This window comes from Hymenobacter nivis, from assembly GCF_006439025.1.
Classification (GTDB): Bacteria; Bacteroidota; Bacteroidia; order Cytophagales; family Hymenobacteraceae; genus Hymenobacter; species Hymenobacter nivis_A.
The window spans coordinates 626387-649304 of sequence record NZ_RCYZ01000001.1 but is presented as its reverse complement, the minus strand read 5'-3'; the positions used below and the strand labels follow the sequence as shown (position 1 = coordinate 649304).

The 22918-nt window shown below is 64.1% G+C and carries 20 protein-coding genes; 10 read left to right on the top strand and 10 right to left on the bottom strand.

Annotation, left to right across the window (positions count from 1 at the left end):
• Positions 1-91 precede the first annotated feature (91 nt).
• On the top strand, positions 92-1138 hold the full coding sequence (locus tag EAH73_RS02550) for a hypothetical protein (RefSeq protein WP_140464895.1): 1047 nt from the start codon (positions 92-94) through the stop codon (positions 1136-1138).
• Positions 1139-1199: 61 nt separating this feature from the next.
• The gene (locus tag EAH73_RS02545) at positions 1200-1568 is read left to right on the top strand and encodes a hypothetical protein (RefSeq protein ID WP_140464894.1); all 369 of its coding nucleotides are present in this window, start codon (positions 1200-1202) and stop codon (positions 1566-1568) included.
• Positions 1569-1639: 71 nt separating this feature from the next.
• Here the strand turns inward: EAH73_RS02545 and EAH73_RS02540 are convergent, their stop codons facing one another.
• Positions 1640-1870: a CDGSH iron-sulfur domain-containing protein gene (locus tag EAH73_RS02540; protein ID WP_140464892.1), complete on the bottom strand. Its 231-nt coding sequence runs from the start codon at positions 1868-1870 to the stop codon at positions 1640-1642.
• Between the two features lie 32 nt (positions 1871-1902).
• Positions 1903-2439, bottom strand: coding sequence for a GNAT family N-acetyltransferase (locus tag EAH73_RS02535; RefSeq protein ID WP_140464890.1), 537 nt, complete (start codon positions 2437-2439; stop codon positions 1903-1905).
• Positions 2440-2576: 137 nt separating this feature from the next.
• Here EAH73_RS02535 and EAH73_RS02530 point away from each other — a divergent pair, with 137 nt between their 5' ends.
• Positions 2577-3035 (top strand): hypothetical protein, encoded by a 459-nt coding sequence (locus EAH73_RS02530; RefSeq protein WP_140464888.1) that lies wholly within the window; start codon positions 2577-2579, stop codon positions 3033-3035.
• Here the strand turns inward: EAH73_RS02530 and EAH73_RS02525 are convergent.
• The gene (locus tag EAH73_RS02525) at positions 3032-3484 is read right to left on the bottom strand and encodes a hypothetical protein (RefSeq protein WP_140464886.1); all 453 of its coding nucleotides are present in this window, start codon (positions 3482-3484) and stop codon (positions 3032-3034) included. The two genes, EAH73_RS02530 and EAH73_RS02525, sit on opposite strands and share 4 nt — an antisense overlap.
• A 214-nt stretch (positions 3485-3698) precedes the next feature.
• Between EAH73_RS02525 and EAH73_RS02520 the strand changes: the two genes are divergently transcribed.
• Positions 3699-4319: a deoxynucleoside kinase gene (locus EAH73_RS02520; protein WP_140464884.1), complete on the top strand. Its 621-nt coding sequence runs from the start codon at positions 3699-3701 to the stop codon at positions 4317-4319.
• Between the two features lie 33 nt (positions 4320-4352).
• On the opposite strand, the gene EAH73_RS02515 is transcribed toward EAH73_RS02520, so the two are convergent.
• The 3 genes from EAH73_RS02515 to EAH73_RS02505 form a co-directional block, all read right to left on the bottom strand.
• A complete protein-coding gene (locus tag EAH73_RS02515) occupies positions 4353-5033 on the bottom strand; it encodes a DUF2461 domain-containing protein (RefSeq protein WP_140464882.1) in 681 nt (226 codons plus the stop codon).
• Between the two features lie 17 nt (positions 5034-5050).
• Entirely contained in the window at positions 5051-5878 is an 828-nt protein-coding gene (locus EAH73_RS02510) for an MOSC domain-containing protein (RefSeq protein ID WP_140464880.1), read from the bottom strand.
• A 189-nt stretch (positions 5879-6067) separates the two neighbouring features.
• Positions 6068-7810, bottom strand: a complete 1743-nt coding sequence (locus tag EAH73_RS02505; RefSeq protein ID WP_240047109.1) for a S8 family peptidase — start codon at positions 7808-7810, stop codon at positions 6068-6070.
• A gap of 144 nt (positions 7811-7954) precedes the next feature.
• On the opposite strand from EAH73_RS02505, the gene EAH73_RS02500 reads away from it, so the two are divergent.
• The 6 genes from EAH73_RS02500 (at position 7955) to pgl (ending at position 18011) form a co-directional block, all read left to right on the top strand.
• Positions 7955-10540 (top strand): PIG-L family deacetylase, encoded by a 2586-nt coding sequence (locus tag EAH73_RS02500; RefSeq protein WP_140464879.1) that lies wholly within the window; start codon positions 7955-7957, stop codon positions 10538-10540.
• A 140-nt stretch (positions 10541-10680) separates the two neighbouring features.
• Positions 10681-12063, top strand: coding sequence for an aspartate kinase (locus EAH73_RS02495; RefSeq protein ID WP_140464877.1), 1383 nt, complete (start codon positions 10681-10683; stop codon positions 12061-12063).
• Between the two features lie 119 nt (positions 12064-12182).
• On the top strand, positions 12183-14135 hold the full coding sequence (locus EAH73_RS02490) for a CocE/NonD family hydrolase (RefSeq protein ID WP_140464875.1): 1953 nt from the start codon (positions 12183-12185) through the stop codon (positions 14133-14135).
• Positions 14136-14240: 105 nt separating this feature from the next.
• On the top strand, positions 14241-15770 hold the full coding sequence (gene gndA / locus EAH73_RS02485) for an NADP-dependent phosphogluconate dehydrogenase (RefSeq protein ID WP_140464873.1): 1530 nt from the start codon (positions 14241-14243) through the stop codon (positions 15768-15770).
• A complete protein-coding gene (gene zwf / locus EAH73_RS02480; RefSeq protein WP_140464871.1) occupies positions 15771-17285 on the top strand; it encodes a glucose-6-phosphate dehydrogenase in 1515 nt (504 codons plus the stop codon).
• Between the two features lie 3 nt (positions 17286-17288).
• Positions 17289-18011, top strand: a complete 723-nt coding sequence (gene pgl, locus EAH73_RS02475) for a 6-phosphogluconolactonase (protein ID WP_140464869.1) — start codon at positions 17289-17291, stop codon at positions 18009-18011.
• A gap of 105 nt (positions 18012-18116) precedes the next feature.
• Here the strand turns inward: pgl and rpiA are convergent, their stop codons facing one another.
• From rpiA to EAH73_RS02455, 4 genes are all read right to left on the bottom strand, one after another.
• Positions 18117-18881 (bottom strand): ribose-5-phosphate isomerase RpiA, encoded by a 765-nt coding sequence (gene rpiA, locus EAH73_RS02470; protein WP_140464867.1) that lies wholly within the window; start codon positions 18879-18881, stop codon positions 18117-18119.
• A 201-nt stretch (positions 18882-19082) separates the two neighbouring features.
• Positions 19083-19976, bottom strand: a complete 894-nt coding sequence (locus EAH73_RS02465; protein ID WP_140464865.1) for a DUF2911 domain-containing protein — start codon at positions 19974-19976, stop codon at positions 19083-19085.
• A 554-nt stretch (positions 19977-20530) separates the two neighbouring features.
• A complete protein-coding gene (locus tag EAH73_RS02460; protein WP_140464863.1) occupies positions 20531-22375 on the bottom strand; it encodes an ABC transporter ATP-binding protein in 1845 nt (614 codons plus the stop codon).
• Between the two features lie 69 nt (positions 22376-22444).
• Entirely contained in the window at positions 22445-22894 is a 450-nt protein-coding gene (locus EAH73_RS02455; protein ID WP_140464862.1) for an energy transducer TonB, read from the bottom strand.
• Between the last annotated feature and the right edge of the window lie 24 nt (positions 22895-22918).

The following is a 22918-nucleotide window of genomic DNA, read 5'->3' as shown; positions in this document are numbered from 1 at the left end:
CGGATGGGGCAAACCCCAAGGTTTGCGGCCTAAGCCCTCCCAACCTTATACTTCCTACCCCCAAACCCGCCTACCCCCACAGCCTACAGAAATGCACATTTCCCGCAAAAAGCCCGCGTACCCCCTCACGCCCGCGCTGCGGCAGTACCTGCGCGACTACGACCGCGACACGCCACTGCCGGTGAGCTACGCCGACCTGCGGCGCTACAGCAACTCGTTTCCGCTGCGCGACCGCACCGGGCGCGATACCCTGTGGCAAACCGTGTACTACGAGCCCCAGGCCATGCACGAGCTCAGCGCGGGCCTGGCCGAGGTGTACGCGCTGCTGAAAATGGGCGGTGACCTGTCGTTTACCGAGCACCTAGTGGCCGACCGCATCGACTTCTGCCACTTCGGCAACTCGCAGCCGTTCCGGGTGCGCATCCTCAACCAGCTCAACGATAACTACGATTTCTTTTATGTGAAGCAGGCCGATGCCTCGCGCCTCTACGGCCTGGAACTGGAGCACGTGCTCTCGCCCAACTCCATGAACTTCCTGGTTGACGGCACCAATACGCTCATTGAGGAGCACATTGCCGGCATTCCGGGCGACGATTTTATTCGCCTGCGCCTCAGCCAGCCGCACCTCAACCAAGTGCGCATCGCCAAGGAGTTTGTGAAGTTTAACGAGCGCTGCTTTGCCCGGCTGTTGGGCGACATGCGGGCCTACAACTACGTGATTGACGTGACGCCCGACTTCGAGGACGAGCAGTACCGGGTGCGGGCCATCGACTTCGACCAGCAGAGCTACGAGGGCAACCAGCGCATGTACCAGCCCCGCTACTTCGCCGACAATGCGGCGGTGGTGGACCTGTGCGCCCGCTTGCTGAAGCCCGAAAACGTGCGCCAGTACCAAACCGAGGAGCGCACCTTGATGGCCCGCCGCGCCCGCACCGAGCGCCACCGCCTGCGCGCCCTGCTCGACGTGATGCGCGCTCACGACCTGGCGCCGCCCGAGAAAGTGCAGGAGCTGAAAGCGGCCCTCAACCACCACCACCGCACCCAAAAATTCGACCACTGCGACTCGATGGGCGACTTGGTGCGGCAAAACTTGTGGCTCATGCTGGGGCCCCGCACCCTGTCCACTGTAATGACGTAGGGCCCCCGGCGATACACCATTTCAACGCGCGTACTTACTGGCGGCAGCCACCTTTCTCGCTATGGTAAAGATTGAGCAACAAGATGATGTGGTGGTGTTCGTGGTCGAAGGCTGGCACAAGCTCTGGGCGCTGCGCAGCGAGCTACGCATCCCGCAGGCCCACATCAAGGGGGCCCGGCGCGATGCCCAGGCCGCGCACGCCTCTGGCCTGCGCATGCCCGGCACCCACATCCCGGGCTTCCTGAAGGCCGGCACGTTTTACATAGACGGCTTTTTCGACAGCAAGCCCTCGTTCATCGACGTGCAGCACGCCGCCAACACCATCGTGGTGGACCTGGCCGACGAGCAATTCAACCGCCTCATCATCGAGGTCGAAGACCCCGACGCCGCCGTGGCCCTGCTCACCCGCCTCGCCACTCCCGCCAGTTAGGCGCAACAAAAAAAGGCAGCTGCCCCGAGCCGGGGCAGCTGCCTTTTTTTGTGGGCGTGTGCAGCCGGAAGCTACACGGCCGGCTTGGGCGCGGGCAAATCAAACGCCACGGCGGGGTGCTCGAAGTGGCCTTTGTGCGAGCCGTCGCAGAACGGCTTCTGGCTGGAGAGGCCACAGCGGCAGATGCTGATGCGCTGGCGGCCGCCGAGGCCGTAGGGCTGGCCCTGGGCGTCAACGAGTTCGATGTCTTCGCCTTCTACGCGCAGCGAGCCGTTGGAAAGTACAGTGAGTTTAGTAGCCATTTTTAGAATGATTTGATTATTGGTGACTTGGTTTAAAGCGTTTTGCGCATGATGTAGTCGTTCATGAAGTACGGGCCGATGGGCACGTCCTCGGCGCGCTGCTGCACAAAGCCGCGCCGCTCGTAGAAGCTCAGGGCGGGGTTGTAGCGGTTCACGTTCAGGTCGAGGGTGCGGCCGCCGGCGCTGCGCACGGCGTCCTCTACGGCCTCGATGAGGTGCAAGCCCAGGCCCTGGCCCTGCTGGGTGGGCAACACGTAGATTTTGTGGAGCTTGTACTCGGTGGGCGCGGCCTCGGTGGGGGCCCCATCGGCGGGCGGCTGGGGTGAGAAGGAGGCAAAGCCGGCCGGTTGCCCATCCACGTGCGCCAGCAAAAACGTGTGGTGCTGCTCGGCCATCTGGCGCTTGAGGGCGGCGGGCGTATAGATGACGCGGTACATGTACTCGATCTGCTCGCGCGAGAGGATGAAGCGGTAGGTGGGCTCCCAGGTGCCCTCGGCCAATTGGATGATGGCGGGAATGTCGCGGAGGGTGGCGGGCACGATGCGCGGCAGCGCGGGCGGGGTATTCATAGCAGTACAGCGGAGCAAAACGCGAAATTGGGGCCAAAAAAACCAAAACCAGCCCACTTTTTGTACGAGATGGCCGTTTCCAACGTTCACTTGGCCCGGCGCTTTCTGGCGCTGCCGCTTCTTATTTGCTTTCCGCCATGCCCCACGCCCTCAAACTGACCCTGCCCCTGGCCGCCCTGCTGCTCGCCGCCGGGGCCCCCGCCCACGCCCAAATCGCCAACGTGCCCGACAGCCTGCGCCGCGCCGGCGAGCTGGTGGGCAGCCGCCCCAGCGCCCACCGCCCCGCCGGGGCCCGGGCCCGCTCCATGGCCGCCGCGCCCGCCGCCAACTCTGCCGCTATCAACCCGGCCCGTGCCCGCGCCGCCGACCTGCCCGGCCTCTACGAGCAGTTCATCGAGAAGTGCCAGGCGCAGCGCCGCAGCTGGGGCGAGGCCGACTGGGACGCCGCCGCCGACGATTTGGCCCGCCTCAACCAGCGCTACGACCAGGTGCGCGCCGACCTCTCGCTCCAAGAGCGCCTGAACATTCGCTCGGCCCAGGCCGAATTCCACACCTTGCTGGGGGCCCGCCGGATGAAGAAAAACCTCGAAAACTAAGCCGGTAGCGCGCTGCTGGGCTTGTGCGGGTGGCACAACCAAGCCAGGGCCTCGTGGCTGCTGCCAAACAGCTCCACGGGCACGTAGCCGCGCACGCTCTCCAAAAATGCCTCGCTGTCGTGGCGGCTCGGGAAGTCGGTGGAATACACGTAGCTCACGGCTTGCAGGCCCGCGGCCCGTGCGGCCGGCAGCCACTCAAACCGTAGCCACGGCAGGGCGTCGGCCCACTCGCCGGTGCTGCGGCTGCGGTCGAGCAGCAGGCGGGTGGGGGCCAGCTGCTGCTGCCAGGCCAGCAGGCTGCGAAACCCTTTCACTACTTCGGCAGCCGTGAGGTGGCCGTGCCAGCGCACGTAGAGCAGGTCGTCGGACGGGCATTGGTAAAACGAGGCCACCGGCGCGCCGTAGTCGTCGGCCAGCTTGTGCAGCAAAATAAAGGGCGCGGGTTGCATGGCGAGGGCGTGGGCGAGGGCGGCGGCAGAAGTGCAGTGCAATGCTACGACAGCGGCCCCAGACGCACATGTAGGGCCCCCGGGCTAATAAATAGTAACCTGTATATCGTAGCTGAACCGTACGGCTTAGGCGCTGCTGGGGCCCCGGTGGGCACGGCCCCCTTCCTACCTTTGGGGTTCGCAAATTTTGCCCAAATTACTAGCGCACGCACACATGCACATTGCCATCGTCGGCAACATTGGGGCCGGCAAAACCACCCTGGCCCACAAGCTGGCCCACCATTTCCGCTGGGAAGTATTCCTGGAAGACGTGGACGATAACCCCTACCTCAAAGATTTTTACCACGACATGCCGCGGTGGGCCTTCCACTTGCAGGTGTATTTCCTCAACGGGCGCTTCCGCCAAACCCAGCGCATTAAGGCCCTCACCAAGGACGGCAAGGGCGTAATTCAGGACCGCACCATCTACGAAGACGCCCACATCTTCGCCGCCAACCTGCACGAGTCGGACCTGCTCTCGACCCGCGACTACGACAACTATTGTGGCTTGTTCGAGTCGATGATCAACCTCGTCGAGCCGCCCGACCTGCTGCTCTACCTGCGCGCCGACTTGTCAAAACTCATCCGCCAGATTGAGCAGCGCGGGCGCGACTACGAGAACAGCATCAGCATCGAATACCTCAAAAACCTCAACGAGCACTACGAAAAGTGGATTGCCGGCTACACCGGCCGCCTGCTCATCGTGGACGTGAGCGAGCTGGACTACGTGCGCAACCCCGAGGACCTGGGCACCATCATCGAGCGCATCAACGCCACGCTGTTCGGCCTGTTCTAGGGTATCCGGCCGGGCCCCGGGGCCCTACGGCCCCTACTCGTTGGGCACCAAGGCTTCGTTGAAAAAATCGACCAGCGGCCGGGCCGCGGCGATGGCCGCCACGGCCAGCGCCACGAAGCCGGGGCCCTGGGCCACTTCGTCGTCGGCGAACGTGCGCACCGCTCCGAAGCTTTTGAGCTTGAGCCAGGCCAGGTCGGGGTGGTCGGCGGGGTAGCCTTTGGGCGGGCGCACCAACTGCTCGCCGTCGGTGGCGAGGCCGGCGGGGAAGTGGTGTAGCAGCGCCGGCGCCTGCCGCTGGCGGTGGAACTCGTCGGCGTTGTAGTGGATTTCCTGGCGCAGGGCCCCCAGCAGCGCCGGCGTGGTGTGGTAAAAGCCCACCCGCAGCGACGATTTGCCGTCGGGCTGCACGCCCAGGTAGTAGCCGGCGCGCGCCGCGTGGCGGCCGCCGTGCAGCAGGCCCGCGCCCATGCGCCGCTTGTAAGGCTCGGGGTCGCGGTGGCCGCGGTCGTTTTTGTGCAGCCGGAACATGGCCTCGGTGGGGGTGAGGCCGGCCAGCGACGGGTCGGTTCGGGCCACTTCGGCCAGCACCTGGCCGATGAGCTCGGCGAAGGCGGCGCGGGCCCGCTGGTACTCGGGCCGGTGCTCGGCCATCCAGGGCGTGTTGTTGTTGGCCGCCAGGCGGCGCAGGAAATCGAGTAGGTAGGCGAGGTCCATTTAGGGAAAGCAGGAAATTACTGGCGGCGGAGCACCGTCACGGCGTCGCCCACGCGCAGGTGGCCGTGGCCGGGGCCCGTCACGTTCTGGCCAAACATGGTTTTGTGGCCTATTTGGCGGTAGGTAGCCAGCGTGCGCAGGGGCTCGCCCTGCGGGGTTTTGGCGGCGGTTTGCTGGTCGATGGTGGTCATTACACAACGGGCGCAGCCCTTCACGGCCCGAAACGGCACCTCGCCAATCTGGAAGTTGGCCCACTGGTCGTCGTCGTACGCCGGGCCCCCGCTGAACACCAGGTTGGGCCGGAAGCGGTTCAGGGGCGCGGGCGCGGGCAGGCGCTGGTTGAGGTCGGCCAGGGCCGCTTCGCCGATGAGCAGGAAGGGGTAGCCGTCGGCAAAGCTTACGATTTGGCCCTCGGGGTTGCGCTCCGGCTCCACGTCGCGCCGCACCATGTCGGACATGTACACCAGCCGGATTTCATGGCCCAGCGCCTGGCTCAGCCACTCATCGGCCACTGCGGGGCCCCGCCAGGCCCACACCAAATCATCCCAGATGGTGACGAACAGCGTGCGCTCGGGCGTGGCCTCGAACGGGATGTAGAGCGGCAGCAGCTCGGGCCGCTGGCGGTGCGTGAGCAGCCAGCCGTTGTGGGCGGCGGCCACGGCCAGCAGGGCCAGCTCGGGGTGCTGGCGCTGGGTGAGGAACTGGTTTTTTGCGTCCACCAGCAGCCAGCGGCGGTCGTGGCGCAGGCCCTGGGGCGTTACGTCGGCCTCGGCCACGGCCACGCCGCCGAGCGACTTTACGGGGTAAATAAAGAGCTGCGAAAGGAGGAGGGCGGCGTCGAGCATGGCGCAAAATTAGGCAGCCAGCGGCGGCGGGGCCCCAGCCGGTGCAAGAATAACCCCGGGTCGTACTAAACGCGGGGAAGGACCTGAGGAGCGTAGAACGACGTGCAGCGAATAGTTACTGCCATCCGTTCTGTGCTCCTCAGGTCCTTCGCAGTGCTCAGGACCACCCGGGGTCAGGCCATTAAAAACTTACTTTGCCACTGTTTCGGCCAGCTTGATGGCCTCGTACAAATCGACCACGCCGCCGGTGATGGAGAGGGTGGTGAAGTCGACTTTCTTGTCGGAGCCGGGCACGCGCACCATGGTGTGGTGCACCTGGGCCGAGCGCCGGATGATGTCTTTGAGCTGCACGGCGGTGAGGGTGGGGAAGTACGACTTGAGGGCCGCCGCCACGCCTGCCGTCACGGGCGAGGCCATGCTGGTGCCGCTTTCCATGCCGTAGGTGTTGCCGGGCAGCGTGCTGTAAATGGCCACGCCGGGCGCGAACACATCCACCTGTTTTTTGCCGTAGTTCGAGAACTCGGCGGGCAGGCTGGCGTCGTCCTTCGCGCCGCTGGCGCCCACCGTGAGCAGGTTGGGGAAGGGCTGGCCGGCGAGGGTGAAGGCAACCGGGTAGTGGTTGCTCACGTCGAGGTTGTCGTTCTCGTTGCCGGCGGCGTGCACCAGCAGCACGTCGTGGTCGGCGGCGTACTTGAAGGCGGCCTCCACGGCCGGGCGCTGGGGCGAAAACTCCTTGCCGAAGCTCATGTTGATGACCTTGGCGCCGTTGTCCACGGCGTAGCGGATGCCGTTGGCCACGTCCTTGTCGCGCTCGTCGCCGTTGGGCACGGCCCGCACCGTCATGATGCGCACCAGGGGCCCCGCCACGCCCTGCACCCCGAGGCCGTTGTCGCGCACCGCGGCGATGATGCCCGATACGTGGGTGCCGTGCAGCGGGTCGGGCCCGTGCAGGTCGTTGTTGCCGTAGAAGCGTTGGTTCACGTCTTCGGGGTCGTCCTTCACAATGTCGGCCCGCGGGTTAAAGCTCAGGTTCAGTGAGTTGTCGAGCAGGTTGCGCTCTTCCTTGGCGCCGCTTTCCAGCTCCTTCTCCAGGGCGTCGGTATCGGCCAGGCCCATTTGGCGCAGGTTTTGGTCGAGGGCCCGGCTCAGGTTGCGCATGTTTGCGTTGCTGGACTGGGCCTTGCGCAGCGTGGCCGTGTCGAGGCGCTCCACGCCGAGGTCCTTCTTCAGGGCCCCCACCATCATTTTCAGCGGGCCGGCCATCTCTTCTACCTGGGAGGCGCGGTCGGTTTCCTGCTTGGTGCGGGCGGTGAAGGCCTTCTCAGCCTTGGTGTACATATCAAACTCGGCGCGCTGGGCCGCTGGGATGGCCGTGCGCACCTTGCCCTTGAAGCGCGGCCGGTACTTGGCCACAATGCGCGTTACCTCCAGCGATTCGTCGCCCACGCTGCGGCCGTCGGCCCCGCCCAGGAAGTTCCAGCCGTGCACGTCGTCGATGTAGCCGTTCTTATCGTCGTCGAGGCCGTTGCCGGGGATTTCCTTGGCGTTGGTCCACAGAATGGGCTTCAAGTCGACGTGGGCCGTGTCGATGCCGCCGTCAATAACAGCTACAATCACGGGCGTAGGGGTGCGGTTTTTCAGCAGCTCGGCGTAGGCACGGGTATCGCCGATGCCGGGCACACCGTCGAGCTTGGGGTCTTGGAGGTACCACTGGGCGGCGGCAGCTTCGGCCACCGTGGGCCCCGGGGGAACTGCGGGGGCGGGGGGCGGCGTGGCGGCAGGGGCCACCGGGGCTGGCGTAGCCATCGCGCTGGTGGCGGTGGCCGGGCTGGGGTTGCCCTGGGCAGTGGTAGTGGGCACGGCCCGGGTGCAAGCCGAGAAAGCTAGGGCGGACAGAGCAAACGCCCAGGGGCGGAAGGTGAAAACGGTCATGCGGGAGGGAAAACGCCGCGGCGGTGCGGCCACGAGCAAAGGAACGGCAAGCGGGCGAAAGACGTGCCCGGGGCCCTAAACGTTGCGGATGATACGGGGAGGGGTTGCCCGGTAACTTCGCGCCCCGAACCGGTTTGCTCTTATATGCCCCTCTCGCTCCGCTCCGTTGCCCGCCTCTGCCTGGCCCTGCTCACTGTTAACTGCTCACTGTTAATTGAAACCAAAGCCCAGGCCCCTAAAACCTACACGTCGTCCGAAATTTTGCTGGGCCTGAAGAAGCTCAACGTAGTGGGCTCGGTGATGTACATCGCCGCCCACCCCGACGACGAAAATACCCGCCTGCTGGCCTACCTCGCCAACGGCCGCCTCGTGGAAACCAACTACTTGAGCTGCACCCGCGGCGACGGCGGCCAAGACCTCATCGGCCCCGAATTGCGCGAGCAGCTCGGCGTCATCCGCACGCAGGAGCTGCTGGCGGCGCGGCGCATCGACGGGGCCCGGCAGTTTTTCACCCGCGCCAACGACTTCGGCTTCAGCAAGACGCCGGCCGAAACCTTCACCATCTGGGACAAGGAGCAGGTGCTGGCCGATATGGTGTGGGTCATCCGCCAGCGGCGGCCCGACGTGCTCATCACCCGCTTCCCGCCCGATGCGCGCGCCGGCCACGGCCACCACCAGGCCAGCGCCATCTTAGCCGCCGAAGCCTTCGACGCCGCCGGCGACCCCAAGCGCTTCCCCGAGCAGCTCAAGTACGTGCAAGCTTGGCAGCCCAAGCGCCTACTCTGGAACACCGGCAGCTACTTCGTGAAGCCCGGCGAAAGTATGGCCGGCTACCTCAGCCTCGACGCCGGCGGCTACAACCCGCTGCTAGGGCAGAGCTACGGCGAAATCGCGGCCCATTCCCGCTCGCAGCACCGCAGCCAGGGCTTCGGCTCAGCCGCCACCCGCGGCGAGGCGCTGGAGTACTTCCAACCCGTTAAAGGGGCCCCCGCCACGAAGGATTTGTTCGACGGCGTGGACCTGACCTGGAACCGCGTGCCCGGCGGCGCGGCCATCGGCAAGCTGGTGGACGACGTGATTCGCAAGTACGACGCGGGCAACCCGAGCGCTAGCGTGGCAGGGTTGCTGAAGGTGCACGGCCAATTGCAGGCCGCCGCGAAGGAAGGATCCTGGCAGTTGGAGAAAATGCAGGAAGTAGAAGTCCTGCTGCAAGCTTGCTTAGGCCTGCACATCGAGGCAAGTGCGCCGGCAATGGCCATTACCGCCGGCCAAACCGCCGAGGTAGCAGTTGAGGCCGTCAACCAGGGCGCGGTGCCCGTTACGGTGCGGCAGGTATGGGCCGAGGGCTTTGGCCGCGATACGCTCGTGGCCAAGGAGCTACGGCCAGGCCAAACGCTGCGGGTGGCATTGCGGCTACCGGTTAGCCCGCAGGTGCCAGCCTCCCAGCCCTATTGGCTGCGCGAACCGGGTACGGTGGGCATGTACACGGTACCGGCCTTGTTTCCCCTGGTGCAAGCCGACCCGGCAGCGCGCAAGAAATCGAAGCCCGAAACCTGGCTCACCGTTGACCGGCAGCACCTCATTGGGCGGCCCGAAAACCCGATTTCTCCCAACGTAACGCTGGAAATCACGTTGCAAGGCACCTCGCTCTACCTCACCGTCCCTGTTCAATACAAGCGCACCGACCCGGTGCTGGGCGAGCTGTACCAGCCGCTGGCCGTAGTGCCGGCCGTGATGGTGAATATTCCCGCCGCCCGCGCCTACGTGTTTGCCGACCAGCAACCCAAGCAAGTGCCCGTGACGCTGCGCGCCGGCCGGGCCGGGGTGCGCGGGGCCCTGGCCTTGCAGGTGCCCGCCGGCTGGCTGGCCGAGCCGGCCACTGCGCCGTTCGACCTCAAAAACAAGGACGACGAGCAGACCGTGAACTTCACCTTGCGCCCCGGCCCAGGGGCCCCTGAGGGCAAGGCAGAGCTGCGCGCCGTGGCCACCGTGGACGGCCAGGCCTACAGCCGCGGCATCCAGCAAATCATCTACCCGCACATCCCCACCCAAACGCTGTTTCCGGAGGCCACGGCGCCGCTGGTGAAGCTGAACGTGCAGCGCCGGGGCCAGCAAATCGGCTACCTGATGGGCGCCGGCGACGAGGTGCCCGAGGCCCTGCGGCAGCTCGGCTACACCGTTACGCTGCTCAACCCCGCCACCGACCTCACCGCCGACCACCTCGCCCGCTACGATGCCGTGGTGCTCGGCGTGCGGGCTTACAACGTGCTCGATCGCCTCAAAACCCAGCAGCCCGCGCTGCTGAAGTACGTCGAAAACGGCGGCAACCTGGTGGTGCAGTACGTGGTGAACCGCGGCACCGTGCTGCCCCAGATCGGGCCCTATCCGATGACGCTTTCCAACGACCGAGTGACGGTGGAAGGGGCCCCAGTGACCTTCCTGCAACCCAAAAACCCGCTGCTGAATACGCCCAACAAAATCACCGAGAAGGACTTCCAGGGCTGGGTGCAGGAGCAGGGCCTGTACTACCCCTCGGCCTGGGACGCGCACTACACGCCCATCATCGCCAGCAGCGACCCTGGCGAAACGCCTAAGCAAAGCGCCATCCTGGTGGCCGACTACGGCAAGGGCCACTACATCTACACGGGCCTCTCGCTGTTCCGCGAGTTGCCCGCCGGCGTGCCCGGCGCCTACCGCCTACTCACCAATATGGTGTCGCTGGGCAAGTAGGCCGAAGTGGTCCGGTGGCTTTTTCCGTCGTCGGGCCACTCTGGCGTTAGGGCCTAGCTGGTTTCGGTACAGTTGCCCTGTTCATGCGTGTACTGGGGCCCTGTGGCTAAGTTTGCCGCTCATCCATTCTGCAAACCACAGTGCTGACAGTAGAAAAAATCGGCGGCACGTCGATGAGCGCCTTTGGCGACGTGCTGAACAACATCATCTTTTATAACCGCCGGGGCCCCGAATTGTACAACCGCATCTTCGTGGTGTCGGCCTACGCGGGCGTGACCAACTGGCTGCTGGAGAACAAGAAAACCGGCGCGCCCGGCGTGTACCACCGCATCAGCGAGTTCAAGGAGTTCCACCAGGCGCTGCGCGACGTGACGGCCCAGCTCAAGGCCCTGAACCAACAGTACGTGCCGCTGGGCCTCGACTTGGCCGCCGCCGATGCTTTTATTGAGGCGCGGATGCAGGACGCCAAAACCTACCTCGATAGCCTGGTAAACGTGCTGGCCTCGGGCTACGTGAGCAGCGAAAACATTCTGCAAGCGGCCCGCGAAATCCTGGCTTCCATCGGCGAGGCGCACTCGGCCTTCAACTCCGTCAACATCCTGCAAAGCAAGGGCGTGCACGCCACGCTGGTGGACCTGAGCGGCTTCCACGACCACCACCCCTACACTATCGACGAGCGCATCAGCAAAGCCTTCAAGGGCATCACGTTTGCCGAAACCATCTGCATTGCCACCGGCTACACCAAGGGCACGGAGGGCATCATGCGCGAGTTTGACCGCGGGTATTCGGAGGTGACGTTCAGTAAGATAGCCGTGGCGGTGCGGCCCCAGGAGGCCATCATCCACAAGGAGTACCACCTGTGCTCGGCCGACCCCGGCCTGGTGGGCATCGGCCACTGCCGCCCGGTGGGGGCCACCAACTACGACGTGGCCGACCAGCTGGCCGACGTGGGCATGGAGGCCATCCACCCCAAGGCGTCGAAGCCGCTCGAAATCAACGGCATCAACCTGCGCATTAAGAACACCTTCGAGCCCGCCCACGCCGGTACACTCATTACCAAGGACTTTGTGTCGGCCCAGACGCGAGTGGAGGTGATTACGGGCACCGACAAGGTGGTGATGGTGGACGTGTACGACCCGCAAATGGTGGGCACGGCCGGCTTCGACTTGGCCATTATGCAAATCTTCTACGCCCTCGACATCAGCTACGCTTTCAAGGCCACGAGTGCCAACAGCATCTCGGTGCTGATTTGGGAGAAGGACCTGAACAAGCAGCTGGTGCAGCAACTGGAGGCCAAGTATGAGAAGGTGACGGTGGAGAAAACGGCCATGGTCTGCCTCATCGGCTCCAACATTGACCGGCCCGGCCTACTGGCGCAGGCCGCCGGGGCCCTGGCCGAAGCGGGCATCAACATCATGAGCGCGGGCTTTGCGCTGCGCAAGGTCAACATCCAGTTCATCATCGACCGCGCCGATTACAAAGCGGCCATCATTGCCTTAAACAGGAGCCTGGCCGACGGCTAGCCGGCCGCGTTGCCGTTGCGCCGGGCCGTGGGCAGCGAAGGAGTACCCGCCAATTATTCAACGCCTTTGGCGGGCAAGTTGGGGCCCTTCCGTAAACCATTTAATCAACTTTGCTGCATATGAAGCACTTGATTGCGGCCGGCCTGCTCGCCCTGGGCCTGGCCAGCTCGGCCGCTCCGGCCCAAGCCCAGGTCCCCGCCTACCCGTTGCCGTCCGACGCGGAAAAGGCCATGCTGGCCACCATCCTGGCCGATACGCTCTACATCCAGCAGCACTTCACCAAGACGGAGTACCAGGTGCCGATGCGCGACGGGGTGAAGCTCTACACCATCGTGTACGCTCCCCGCGACGCGGACCGGGTGCGCTACCCCATCATGCTCAAGCGCACGCCGTACTCCATTGCGCCGTACGGGCCCCGGTATTCGCTGCGCATCAGCCCCAGCAGCGCCATGCTGCACGAAGGCTACATTTTCGCGTTTCAGGACGTGCGGGGCAAATTCATGTCGGAAGGCACGTTTGAGGACGTGCGCCCGGCTCTGGAAAAGCACGCCACCAAAAAGGACATTGACGAGGGCACCGACACGTTCGACACCATTGAGTACCTGACCAAGAAGGGGCCCCGCAACAACGGCCGCGTGGGGCAGTGGGGCATTTCGTACCCCGGTTTCTACACCACGGCGGGCCTGCTTAGCCGCCACCCGGCCCTGAAAGCCGCTTCGCCCCAGGCCCCGGTCACGGACTGGTTTTGGGACGACGACCACCACAACGGCGCGTATTTCCTCACCGGGGTGGGCTTCTGGGCCGGTTTTGGCCAGCCCCGGCCGCAGCCCACTGCCGCGCCCGCCCCCGAATTGCAGCTGGGCACCCCCGATGGCTACGACTACTACTACCGCCTGGGCCCGCTTAAAAACGTGAATGCCCAGCTCTTTCACGGCCGGGTAAAGCACTGGAACGACTTGGTGGCCCACCCCAACTACGATGCCTTTTGGCAGGCCCGCAACCCGCGCCCGCACCTGCACGACCTGAAAACCGCCGTGCTCACCGTGGGCGGCTTCAACGACGCCGAGGACCTGTTCGGGGCCCTGCACACCTACGCGGCCATCGAGCAGCAAAACCCGGGCCTGCCCAACCGCCTCGTGATGGGCCCCTGGGTGCACGGCGGGTGGGCCAATTTCACCGGCGAGTACGTGGGCAACGTGGCCTACGGGGCCGCCACGTCGCTGTGGTACCAGGAAAACGTGGAGGCCCCGTTCTTCAAGGCGTACTTGAAAGACAACAAGCCCGCCGACCTGCCCGAAGCCACCGTGTTCGAGAGCGGCACCAACCGCTGGCGCCAGTTTGGCGCTTGGCCGCCCAAGGAAGCGCAGGACAAGGTGCTGTACTTCCGCCAGGCCGGGGGCCTCAGCTTTAGCCCGCCCACCAGTGGCGATAACGAGCGCCGCATGGCCGGCATCAACTTCGAGTTCGACCAGTTCATCAGCGACCCGGCCCACCCCGTGCCCTACACCGAAGCCACCGCCCCGGCCATGACCCGCGAGTACATGACCGACGACCAGCGCTTTGCCAGCCGCCGGCCCGACGTGCTCACCTACCAAACCGAGCCGCTGGCCGAAGACCTGACCCTGGCGGGCCCCGTACAGGCCCGGCTGCAAGTGGCCACCACCGGCACGGACGCCGACTGGGTAGTAAAAATCATCGACGTGTACCCCGACGACACGCCCGACAACCCCCACAACCTGCCCAATGTGCACCTTGGCGGGTACCAGCAAATGGTGCGCTCGGAGGTGATGCGCGGCCGCTTTCGCAACAGTTTTGAGCGGCCCGAGCCTTTCGTGGCGGGCCAGGTCACGGCCGTGCCCTTCACGGTGCAGGACCTGATGCACACCTTCAAAAAAGGCCACCGCCTGATGGTGCAGGTGCAAAGCACCTGGTTTCCGCTCGTGGACCGCAACCCGCAGAAGTACGTACCCAACATCTTCGAGGCCGACGCCAGCGACTTTCAAAGCGCCACGCACCGGCTGTACCACGCGCCGGGCCAAGCCTCGCAACTCGTGCTGAAGGTGCTGCCGTAAACCCCGCTTGGGATAGCCCAACTGTACCGGCTTCCGTATAGCCAGCTTGCTCTTACCGTTGCCCGGCCGCCCGGGCGTTTAATTTCCCCAAAACTCTCCAACTTCATGAGCCCCAACCCCACGGAATTTGCGTTCGGCATGATTGGTCTCGGCACCATGGGCCGCAACTTGCTGCTGAACATGGCCGACCACCAGTTTGCCGTCGCCGGGTACGACAAGAACCAGAAGCAGGTAGACCTGCTGGCCCAGGAAGGCCAGGGCAAGCCCGTACAGGGCTTCACCGACCCCAAGGCCTTTGTGCACAGCATCAAAACGCCCCGCGCCATCATGATGCTGGTGCCCGCCGGCGCCATCGTGGACAGCGTGATTGCCGAGATACTGCCCCTGCTGAGCCCCGGCGACATCCTCGTGGACGGCGGTAACTCGCACTTCACCGACACCGAGCGTCGGGCCAAAGATTTGGAAACCAAAGGATTTCACTTCTTCGGCATGGGCGTGAGCGGCGGCGAAGAAGGGGCTCGGTTCGGCCCCAGCATGATGCCCGGCGGCGACGCCGAAGCCTACAAAACGATGCAGCCCGTGTTTGAGGCCATCGCGGCCAAAGTGGACGGGGACCCCTGCGTGGCTTACATGGGCCCCGGCGCGGCCGGCCACTTTGTGAAAATGGTGCACAACGGCATCGAGTACGGCCTGATGGAGCTTATTGCCGAAACCTACGGCGTGCTCAAAACCGGCCTTGGCCTGGATAACGCCGCCATCGGCCAGGTGTTCACGCAGTGGAACGAGGGCCGCTTGCAGTCGTTTTTGGTGGATATCACGAAAGACATTTTCGCCTTCATGGCCCCCGATACCGACCACCTGCTGCTCGACGACATCAAGGACGAGGCCCGCTCGAAGGGCACCGGCAAGTGGACCTCGCAGGTGGCCATGGACTTGCAGGCTCCCGTGCCGACCATCGACACGGCCGTGTCGATGCGCGACCTCTCGAAGTACAAGCAGCTGCGCGGGCAGCTGGCCGAGCAGTACGGCCCCGCCGCTGGGGCCCTGGCCGGCGACAAGGACGAGCTGCTCAAGCAGCTGGAGCAGGCCTTTTACTTCAGCATGATCATGAGCTACGCCCAGGGCATGCACCTGCTGGCCCAGGCCTCAGCCGAGTATAAGTACGACCTGCAGTTGGCCACCATCGCCAAAATCTGGCGCGGCGGCTGCATCATCCGCTCCACGTTCCTGAACGACATTTTCAACGCTTTCGAGCGCGATAATAACCTGGCCCACTTGCTGCTCGACGGCGGCGTGGCCGGCCTGGTGCAAGGCGCCGTGCCCGGCATGCGCGCCGTGGTGGGCGCCGCCGTGGCCGCTGGCTTGGCCGTGCCGGCCTACACCAGCGCCCTGGGCTACTTCGATGCCTTCCGCACCGCTCGCCTGCCCTCGAACCTCATCCAGGCCCAGCGCGACTACTTCGGGGCCCACACCTACGAGCTGATTGGCAAGGAGGGCGTGTTCCACACCCAGTGGACCGGCCTGCGCGCCAAGCCGGAGGCCCCCGCCGGGGCCCAAGCCAACGAAACGCCCACTACGCCCCCCGTGCCCGGCACCAAGGAGTCGAACACGGAGCCCTCTAAAACCCAAGCTTAGATGAACGCCCTTCTGAAAACGCAGCCGACGGTGTTCGTCATCTTCGGCGGCACCGGCGACCTGAACGCCCGCAAGCTGGCCCCGGCGCTGTACAACTTGTACCTCGAAGGCTGGATGCCCGACCATTTTGCCTGCATCGGCACGGGCCGCACCAAGCTCAGCGACGATGACTTCCGAACCCGGCTGCTGGGCGACGTGAACAAGTTTTCGCGCAGCGGCAAGGTGAAGGACGAGCAATGGCAGGGCTTCGCGCCCAACCTTTACTACCAGCCGGCCGACGTGCAGAACGCCGACACCTTTAAGGACTTTGGTAAGAAAATCAAGGCCTTAGAGAAGGAATGGAAGGCCACAGCCAACGTGATTTACTACCTGGCGGTGGCTCCCAATTTCTTCCCCATCATCGCCGAAAACCTGGCCAAGGCCGGCCTGACGGAGGATGCCAGCTGCACGCGCATCGTGATCGAGAAGCCCTTTGGCCACGATTTGGCCTCGGCTAAGGAGCTGAACTCCTTGCTGGGCAGCATCTTCCAGGAGAAGCAGATTTACCGCATCGACCACTACCTGGGCAAGGAAACGGTGCAGAACATCATGGCCTTCCGCTTTGCGAACGCCATCATGGAGCCGCTCTGGAACCGCAACAGCATCGAGCACGTGCAGATTTCGGTGACGGAGAGCCTCGGCGTAGGCGAGCGCACGGGCTACTACGACGGCTCGGGGGCCCTGCGCGACATGATCCAGAATCACCTCTTGCAGCTGCTGTGCATCGTGGCGATGGAGCCGCCGGTGAGCTTCTCGGCCGAGGAAGTGCGCAACCGTAAGGTAGACGTGCTGCGCGCCATGCGCCGCTTCACGCCCGAGAGCGTGCGCGAACAGGCCGTGCGCGGCCAGTACGCCAGCGGCTGGCTGGAGGGCCAGCAGGTGCCCGGCTACCGCGAAGAGCCCGGCGCCAACCCCACCTCGAACACCGAAACCTTCGCCGCGGTGAAGTTTTTTGTAGACAACTGGCGCTGGCAGGGGGTGCCGTTCTACCTGCGCACGGGCAAGCGCCTGCACCGCTCGGCGTCGGTCATCACCATCCAGTTCAAGGACGTGCCGCACCTGATTTTTTCGCCCGAAACGGCGGAAACCATGCGCCAGAACCGGCTCATTATCAGCATTCAGCCCGAAATGAGCATCCGCCTGCAAGTGCAGGCCAAGCGCCCCGGTGTGGACATGATGCTGAACACCGTGGACATGGTGTTCGACTACAAAGGCACGTACCAGAGCGAGGCCCCCGAGGCCTACGAAACCCTGCTGCTCGACGTGATGCTCGGCGACCAGACGCTGTTCATGCGCGCCGACCAAGTGGAGGAAGCGTGGGATTTGGTAATGCCCATCCTGAACTCGTGGCAGACGCGCACTAGCCAGGACTTCCCCAACTACTCGGCCGACTCGTGGGGCCCCGAGGCCGCCGAAGCCCTCGTGGCCAAAGACGGCTTCCACTGGTTCACGCTCCCGCTCAACGGCAAGAAATAGCCCATGGAACTCCACATCTTTTCCGCCGAAGCCGCCGTGCTAGGGGCCCTGGCCGATTACTTCGTGGCCACCGCCAACCAGGCCATTGCCGCCCGCGGGCGCTTCGCGGTGGCGCTGTCGGGCGGCAGTTCGCCCAAAAAGCTCTACGAGCTGCTGGCCTCCGACGCCTACCGGGCGCAAGTAGCCTGGGGCCAGGTGTCGTTCTTCTTCGGCGATGAGCGCACCGTGCCCCACACCTCGCCCGACAGTAACTACTTGATGGCCAAGAAGGCGCTGTTCGACCCGCTGGATATCAAGCCCGCCCGCGTGTTTGCCGTTGATACCGCCCTGGCCCCGGCCGAGGCGGCGGCGCAGTACGGCGTGGCCATCGAGGAGTTTTTCGGCGATGAGCCGGCCCGGTTCGACCTCGTGCTGCTCGGCCTGGGCGACAACGCCCACACGGCCTCGCTCTTCCCGCACACGCCCGTGCTCCACGACCAAGCGGTGGGCGTGAAGGACGTGTTTGTGGCCGAGCTGAACACGACCCGCATCACCCTCACCGCCCCGCTGCTCAACCAGGCGCGGGCCACGGCCTTCCTCGTGTACGGGGCCGGCAAGGCCATTGCCGTGCAGCAAATCCTCCGGGGCCCCCGCGACGTGGACCAGTACCCCGCCCAGCTCATCGCGCCCGCCGGCGGTAATGTGCACTGGTTCTTGGACGAAGCTGCTGCCGCTGATTTGAAGTAAGCGCTAAGCGGAAACCGCATAAAAAAGGCCTTGCCGTAGTGGCAAGGCCTTTTTGCATTTTGGGGCCCTGGGGCACTGTTGCCAGGGGCCCTGTTGTCAGGGGCCCTACGGCAGCTCCGTAAAGTCCGTCGCTGGCCGGGCTGCTTCGCCGGGTCGTAGCACCAGCGCCGCGCCGTCGCGCACCACAATGGCGGCCTTGGCCAGCCCAATAAACAAGCCGTGCTCCACGATGCCGGGGATGGTTTTGAGCCGCGTCGCCAGTTGCTCCGCATCGGTGATCTGTTCGAAATGGCAGTCCACAATCAGGTTTTTCTGGTCAGAATAGTAGTAATCGGGCGCGCCCGGCTGGGCCATGCGCACCACCGGGGCCCCACCCAGGGCCTCCACCGCATCGAGCACCCAAGGCAGGGCAAACGGCACCACCTCCAGCGGCAGCGGGAAGCGGCCCAGCACCGGCACCAGCTTCGACGAATCGCCGATGACCAGCAGGTAGTCGGAGGCGGTTTCCAATACTTTTTCGCGCAGCAGGGCCCCCCCGCCGCCTTTTATCAGGCGCAGCTGCGGGTCCAGCTCGTCGGCCCCGTCCACGGCCAGGTCGAAGCGCAGGCCGCGCTGGGGTGCCACCAGCGGGATGCCCAGCTGCCGTGCCAGCGCCTCGCTGGCCATCGACGTGGCGGTGCCCTGCACCTTGAGGCCGGCCTGCACCGCCGCCCCCAACTGCGTGATGAACTGGGCCGAGGTGCTGCCCGTGCCCAAGCCCAGCAGCATGCCGTCGCGCACCCAGCGCAGGGCGGTGGCGGCGGCCACCTGCTTTTCCTGGGCCAGCGTGAGGGCCCCGGCGGGGGCAGTGGAGGGGGCGGTAGGGTTCATGGGCGTGCTAGGGGGCTTGGTTAGGTGAGGCCTTGGGGCAGTAAGGCGGGGTTTGCCCTGCTAAGGCAAAACAAAAGTAGGCCGTCGTGCTGAACGAAGAGAAGCATCTTGCCCGCGTAAGCAACTGATTACTGCTGCGGGCAAGATGCTTCTCTTCGTTCAGCACGACGGCCTATTGGCTTCGTGCGCTAGCCAGGGGCCCTACTTGCCCATTTTCTTGGCCTCGGCAATCAGGTCCTCGTTCATCTTCACGTACTCGGCGTTGGGCGGCGTGGCAGCCTGGGCGGCCTTTTTCGACGCTTCGGCGGTGCTGATGGCGCCCTTGTAATCCTTCATTTTCAGGCGCATCTTGGCTTCCGTGTTCAAGTTCCAAAACTTGGTGGGCTCAGCGGCGTTGGCCTTCTGAATCCAGGCCATGGCCTGCTTGGGGTCCTTATTGTTGTCGTTGTAGTACACGGCGGCCGCAGCGAGGTCGGCGGGAGCGGGGTTGGCGTTTTTCGTGATTTTTTCGTCGATTTGGGCGGCGATTTTGCCGTCCACATCGGACACGATTTTGAATTTCGCGCCCGTCGTAGCCCAGGTCATTTCCACGTTGGCCGTGGCGGGCGTCAGGTCGGCGAAGTTGATGGTGAAGGTTTCGACCTTGGCGGGCAGCTTGTAGGTCTTGACGGTGAAGCGGGCCACGTCGTCGGCGTCTTTAAAGCCTTCCACATCAGCGCCTTGCTTGAGGCTTTTGTTGAGGACCACGGTCCACTCCGCCGCGGCGGGAATAGTGTAGAGGCCGTACTCGCCGGCGGGCACCTTCTTGCCCTCAATGGTTACATCGTCCGAAAACTTGATGCTGGTGGTGGCGTTGGCGCCCGTGCGCCAGCGCATTCCAGTAGGGGCCAAGGGGGTTTTGTTGCCAAACGCCGCTCGCCCCTTCACGCCTGGCCGCGAGTACACGATGGTCACGTCGGTGAGGCCCACGCGCTGCATCACGGTGCTTTTGGGGCTGGGCTGGGGGGTATTGATTTGAGCCTGAGCCGCGGGGGCCCCCAGCAGCGTAACGGCCGTAGCGGCAGCAGCGGAGAAAGTCAGCAGTTGAAAATTCATTGAACTTGGAAAAAGGTATGGTTGAGGCCCCAAAACTACAAAACCCGCGCTGGGGGCGCGGGTTTTGGGGTAGAAATGCTACTCACTTGTAGAAGTACGCAGTAGCGTAATTTATTTTAAAACTAGATGGCAACAGCTTGTTCAGTTTTTTACTAAATGTGTAGAATGGCTCCCATTTGACGCAGTAGACAGTAGTTGCTTTAATTGATTTCCCTTTGATAAGGGTAATATTAAAACTGGCTGCATCAGCGATGTTAATTGTCTTGGGCTTGTACGAGGACCTGATGCCCGATAGATAGATTTTATTAAATGGCGATAAAAGATCTTCACGTTCGGAATTGGTAAGTGCTCTTGAATAAAGAGCGTGACCCTCGATCGTTTTGAAGTCTATAATTACAGAATCTGAAGTGATTAAATACTCTTTGTCCATTCCAAAAGGTGCCGACTCAATTATTTGTAATCGAGTTATCTTTTGAGGAATGACTGGAATTTGTGAACGTTGTGCGATTACTGGGCTTACCGCAATCAATAATAAAGGCAGCGCCGTTCGCATTCTAGCTCAGCTCAAACTGCAAGCGCAGCAAATTGGCGTACAGCCCGCCTTCCCGCTCGCTCAGCTCGTCGTGCGAGCCGGCTTCGACGATGCGGCCGCCGTCGATGACCAGGATTTTATCGACTTTGCGGATGGTGCTGAGGCGGTGGGCGATGATGATGCTGGTACGGTGCTGGAGTAGCTCGTCCAGGGCCCCTTGCACGAGCTTTTCGCTTTCGCTGTCGAGGGCCGAGGTGGCTTCGTCGAGGATGAGGATGGCGGGGTTTTTCAGGATGGCGCGGGCGATGGCCACGCGCTGGCGCTGCCCGCCCGAGAGCTTGATGCCGCGGTCGCCCACCACGGCGTCGAGGCCCTCGGGGAAGGAGCTGATGAACTGCCAGGCGTTGGCCTGGCGGGCGGCGGCCATGATTTCATCGTCGGTGGCGGTGGGCTTGCCGTAGGCGATGTTCTCGCGGATGGTGCCGCCGAAGAGCAGCGTTTCCTGCGGCACGATGCCGATGTGGCGGCGCAAGGCCGTCAGGTCGTAGTCGCGCACGTCGTGCCCATCAACCAAAATACGGCCCCCGCTGAGCTGGTAGAACTGCATCAGCAGGCTGGCGATGGTGCTTTTGCCGGCGCCGCTGGGGCCCACGAGCGCAATCTTTTCGCCCGGCTTGATGTGGAAATCGATGTCTTGCAGCACCGCAATGTCGGGCCGCGTGGGGTAGTGGAAGGCCACGTGTTCGTAGCGAATGTCGCCGCTTATTTGCGCCGGTACCAGGCCCACAGTGGGCGCGAGGTGCGTGGGCTCGGGCGTTTCGTCCAGCACCTCGCGGATGTGCTCGGTGGCCCCCAGAATGCTCTGCACCTTGCCGTAGAGCTCGCCCAGGCCCGCCACCGAGGCCCCGATGAAGGCGGTGTAGATGATGAAGGTGACGAGCTGGCCGATTTCGAGGTGGTCGGGGCCAGTGGCGTGCACCAGGGTGGCCCCGCGCCACAGCACCAGGATGATGCCGCCGAACAACCCAATGATTACGAACGAGATAAAGCCGCCCCGGTAGAGGTTGCTTTGCAGCGCCGCCTGCACGGCGCGCCCCAGCGAAGCGTAGTAGCGGCCAATCTCAAACTGCTCGTTGGTGAAAGCTTTCACCGAGTTGATGGACTGGATGGTTTCCTCCACGATGACGTTGGCGTTGGCCAGCTCCAGCTGCGTGGTTTTGGCCAGGGTGCGGATTTTGCGCCCGAACAGCCCCGCCACCAGCACGATGGGTGGGAAGGTGATGAGCATAAAGAGCGACAATTTCACCGATACCACCATGATGAACACGATGCCGCCCACCAGCGTGAATACCTGCCGGAACAGCTCGGCCAGCGTCAGCGAAAAGGCGTCCTGCACCTGGGCCACGTCGGAAGTGATGCGCGAAATGAGGGCCCCCACGCGGTTCTGCTCGAAGAACGGGATGGGCAGCTGCACGAATTTGGCGTAGATGGCCTGCCGCAGGTCGCGCACTGCAAACTCGCTCACCTGCGTGAAAAACCACACCCGCCCAAACGAGAAAAACCCTTGCAGCACAATAACCAGAAACAGCGTGAGGGCAATGCGGTTGATGTCGAACACCACGCCGCCGGGCAGCACGTAGGGCTTGTTGTTGGCCGCATCCACCAGCTTGCCCGCCACCCACGGGAAGGCCATGAACGTGCTGCTGCTGAGCACGAGCATCAGCAGACCCACCAGGAATTTGGTGCGGTAGGGCAGCACAAACCGGAAAATCCGCAGGCTGCGCTTGAACGACTCTTTGGTTACTTTGGGCTTGGGGGCGTCGGCCGCAAGGTCGGCGCCGCTGGTGTTAAGTCCGCTTCGGGCCATAGCTGGTGGCGCAGGTATCGGGGTGCGCCGTAAGATGAATAAACTGGGTAGGATAGGGGCCCGGGGGCCCTATTTCAATACTTTGAGTGTGGCGCCGTTGCCAAACGGCACCGGCAGCTGGATGGCCACCGGCAGGGGCACGCCCAGGCGGGTGGCCGGCTGCCAGGGCGGCAGCAGCGCCGCCACGCGCAACGCCTCGGCGTCGCACTCGGGCGAGAGCGACTGGGCCACTTTCAGGTCGCCGAGGCGGCCGTCGGGGCCCACGGTGGCGCCGAGCAGCACGTTGCCGGTGATGCTTTTGACGCGCGCGGCCTCGGGATACTTTAGGTTTTCCTGGAAAAATGCACCCAGCGCCTGGGGCCCCCCGGGGTACTGCGGGGCTTTGTCGGGGCGGTTGGGGGCCCCGCCGCGGGCCTGGGCCTGCATGCGGCCGGCGCGCAGCACGGTGGGGGCGGGAGCCGTTTGCGCCCACGCCGCTACGGGGCCGGCAAGAAGCAAGAGCAACAGTGAGGTTTTCATTAACAGAACATTAGCGGGCGGGGT

Excerpts from the sequence above, each read along its gene's own strand:
- EAH73_RS02500 (WP_140464879.1), top strand. The coding sequence starts at position 7,955 with ATGCCCCTCTCGCTCCGCTCCGTTGCCCGCCTCTGCCTGGCCCTGCTC.
- EAH73_RS02490 (WP_140464875.1), top strand. The coding sequence starts at position 12,183 with ATGAAGCACTTGATTGCGGCCGGCCTGCTCGCCCTGGGCCTGGCCAGC.
- EAH73_RS02460 (WP_140464863.1), bottom strand. The coding sequence starts at position 22,375 with ATGGCCCGAAGCGGACTTAACACCAGCGGCGCCGACCTTGCGGCCGAC.
- EAH73_RS02545 (WP_140464894.1), top strand. The coding sequence starts at position 1,200 with ATGGTAAAGATTGAGCAACAAGATGATGTGGTGGTGTTCGTGGTCGAA.
- EAH73_RS02535 (WP_140464890.1), bottom strand. The coding sequence starts at position 2,439 with ATGAATACCCCGCCCGCGCTGCCGCGCATCGTGCCCGCCACCCTCCGC.
- gndA (WP_140464873.1), top strand. The coding sequence starts at position 14,241 with ATGAGCCCCAACCCCACGGAATTTGCGTTCGGCATGATTGGTCTCGGC.
- zwf (WP_140464871.1), top strand. The coding sequence starts at position 15,771 with ATGAACGCCCTTCTGAAAACGCAGCCGACGGTGTTCGTCATCTTCGGC.
- EAH73_RS02525 (WP_140464886.1), bottom strand. The coding sequence starts at position 3,484 with ATGCAACCCGCGCCCTTTATTTTGCTGCACAAGCTGGCCGACGACTAC.
- EAH73_RS02465 (WP_140464865.1), bottom strand. The coding sequence starts at position 19,976 with ATGAATTTTCAACTGCTGACTTTCTCCGCTGCTGCCGCTACGGCCGTT.
- EAH73_RS02515 (WP_140464882.1), bottom strand. The coding sequence starts at position 5,033 with ATGGACCTCGCCTACCTACTCGATTTCCTGCGCCGCCTGGCGGCCAAC.
- EAH73_RS02455 (WP_140464862.1), bottom strand. The coding sequence starts at position 22,894 with ATGAAAACCTCACTGTTGCTCTTGCTTCTTGCCGGCCCCGTAGCGGCG.
- EAH73_RS02505 (WP_240047109.1), bottom strand. The coding sequence starts at position 7,810 with ATGACCGTTTTCACCTTCCGCCCCTGGGCGTTTGCTCTGTCCGCCCTA.
- EAH73_RS02550 (WP_140464895.1), top strand. The coding sequence starts at position 92 with ATGCACATTTCCCGCAAAAAGCCCGCGTACCCCCTCACGCCCGCGCTG.
- EAH73_RS02540 (WP_140464892.1), bottom strand. The coding sequence starts at position 1,870 with ATGGCTACTAAACTCACTGTACTTTCCAACGGCTCGCTGCGCGTAGAA.
- pgl (WP_140464869.1), top strand. The coding sequence starts at position 17,289 with ATGGAACTCCACATCTTTTCCGCCGAAGCCGCCGTGCTAGGGGCCCTG.
- EAH73_RS02520 (WP_140464884.1), top strand. The coding sequence starts at position 3,699 with ATGCACATTGCCATCGTCGGCAACATTGGGGCCGGCAAAACCACCCTG.
- EAH73_RS02510 (WP_140464880.1), bottom strand. The coding sequence starts at position 5,878 with ATGCTCGACGCCGCCCTCCTCCTTTCGCAGCTCTTTATTTACCCCGTA.
- EAH73_RS02530 (WP_140464888.1), top strand. The coding sequence starts at position 2,577 with ATGCCCCACGCCCTCAAACTGACCCTGCCCCTGGCCGCCCTGCTGCTC.
- rpiA (WP_140464867.1), bottom strand. The coding sequence starts at position 18,881 with ATGAACCCTACCGCCCCCTCCACTGCCCCCGCCGGGGCCCTCACGCTG.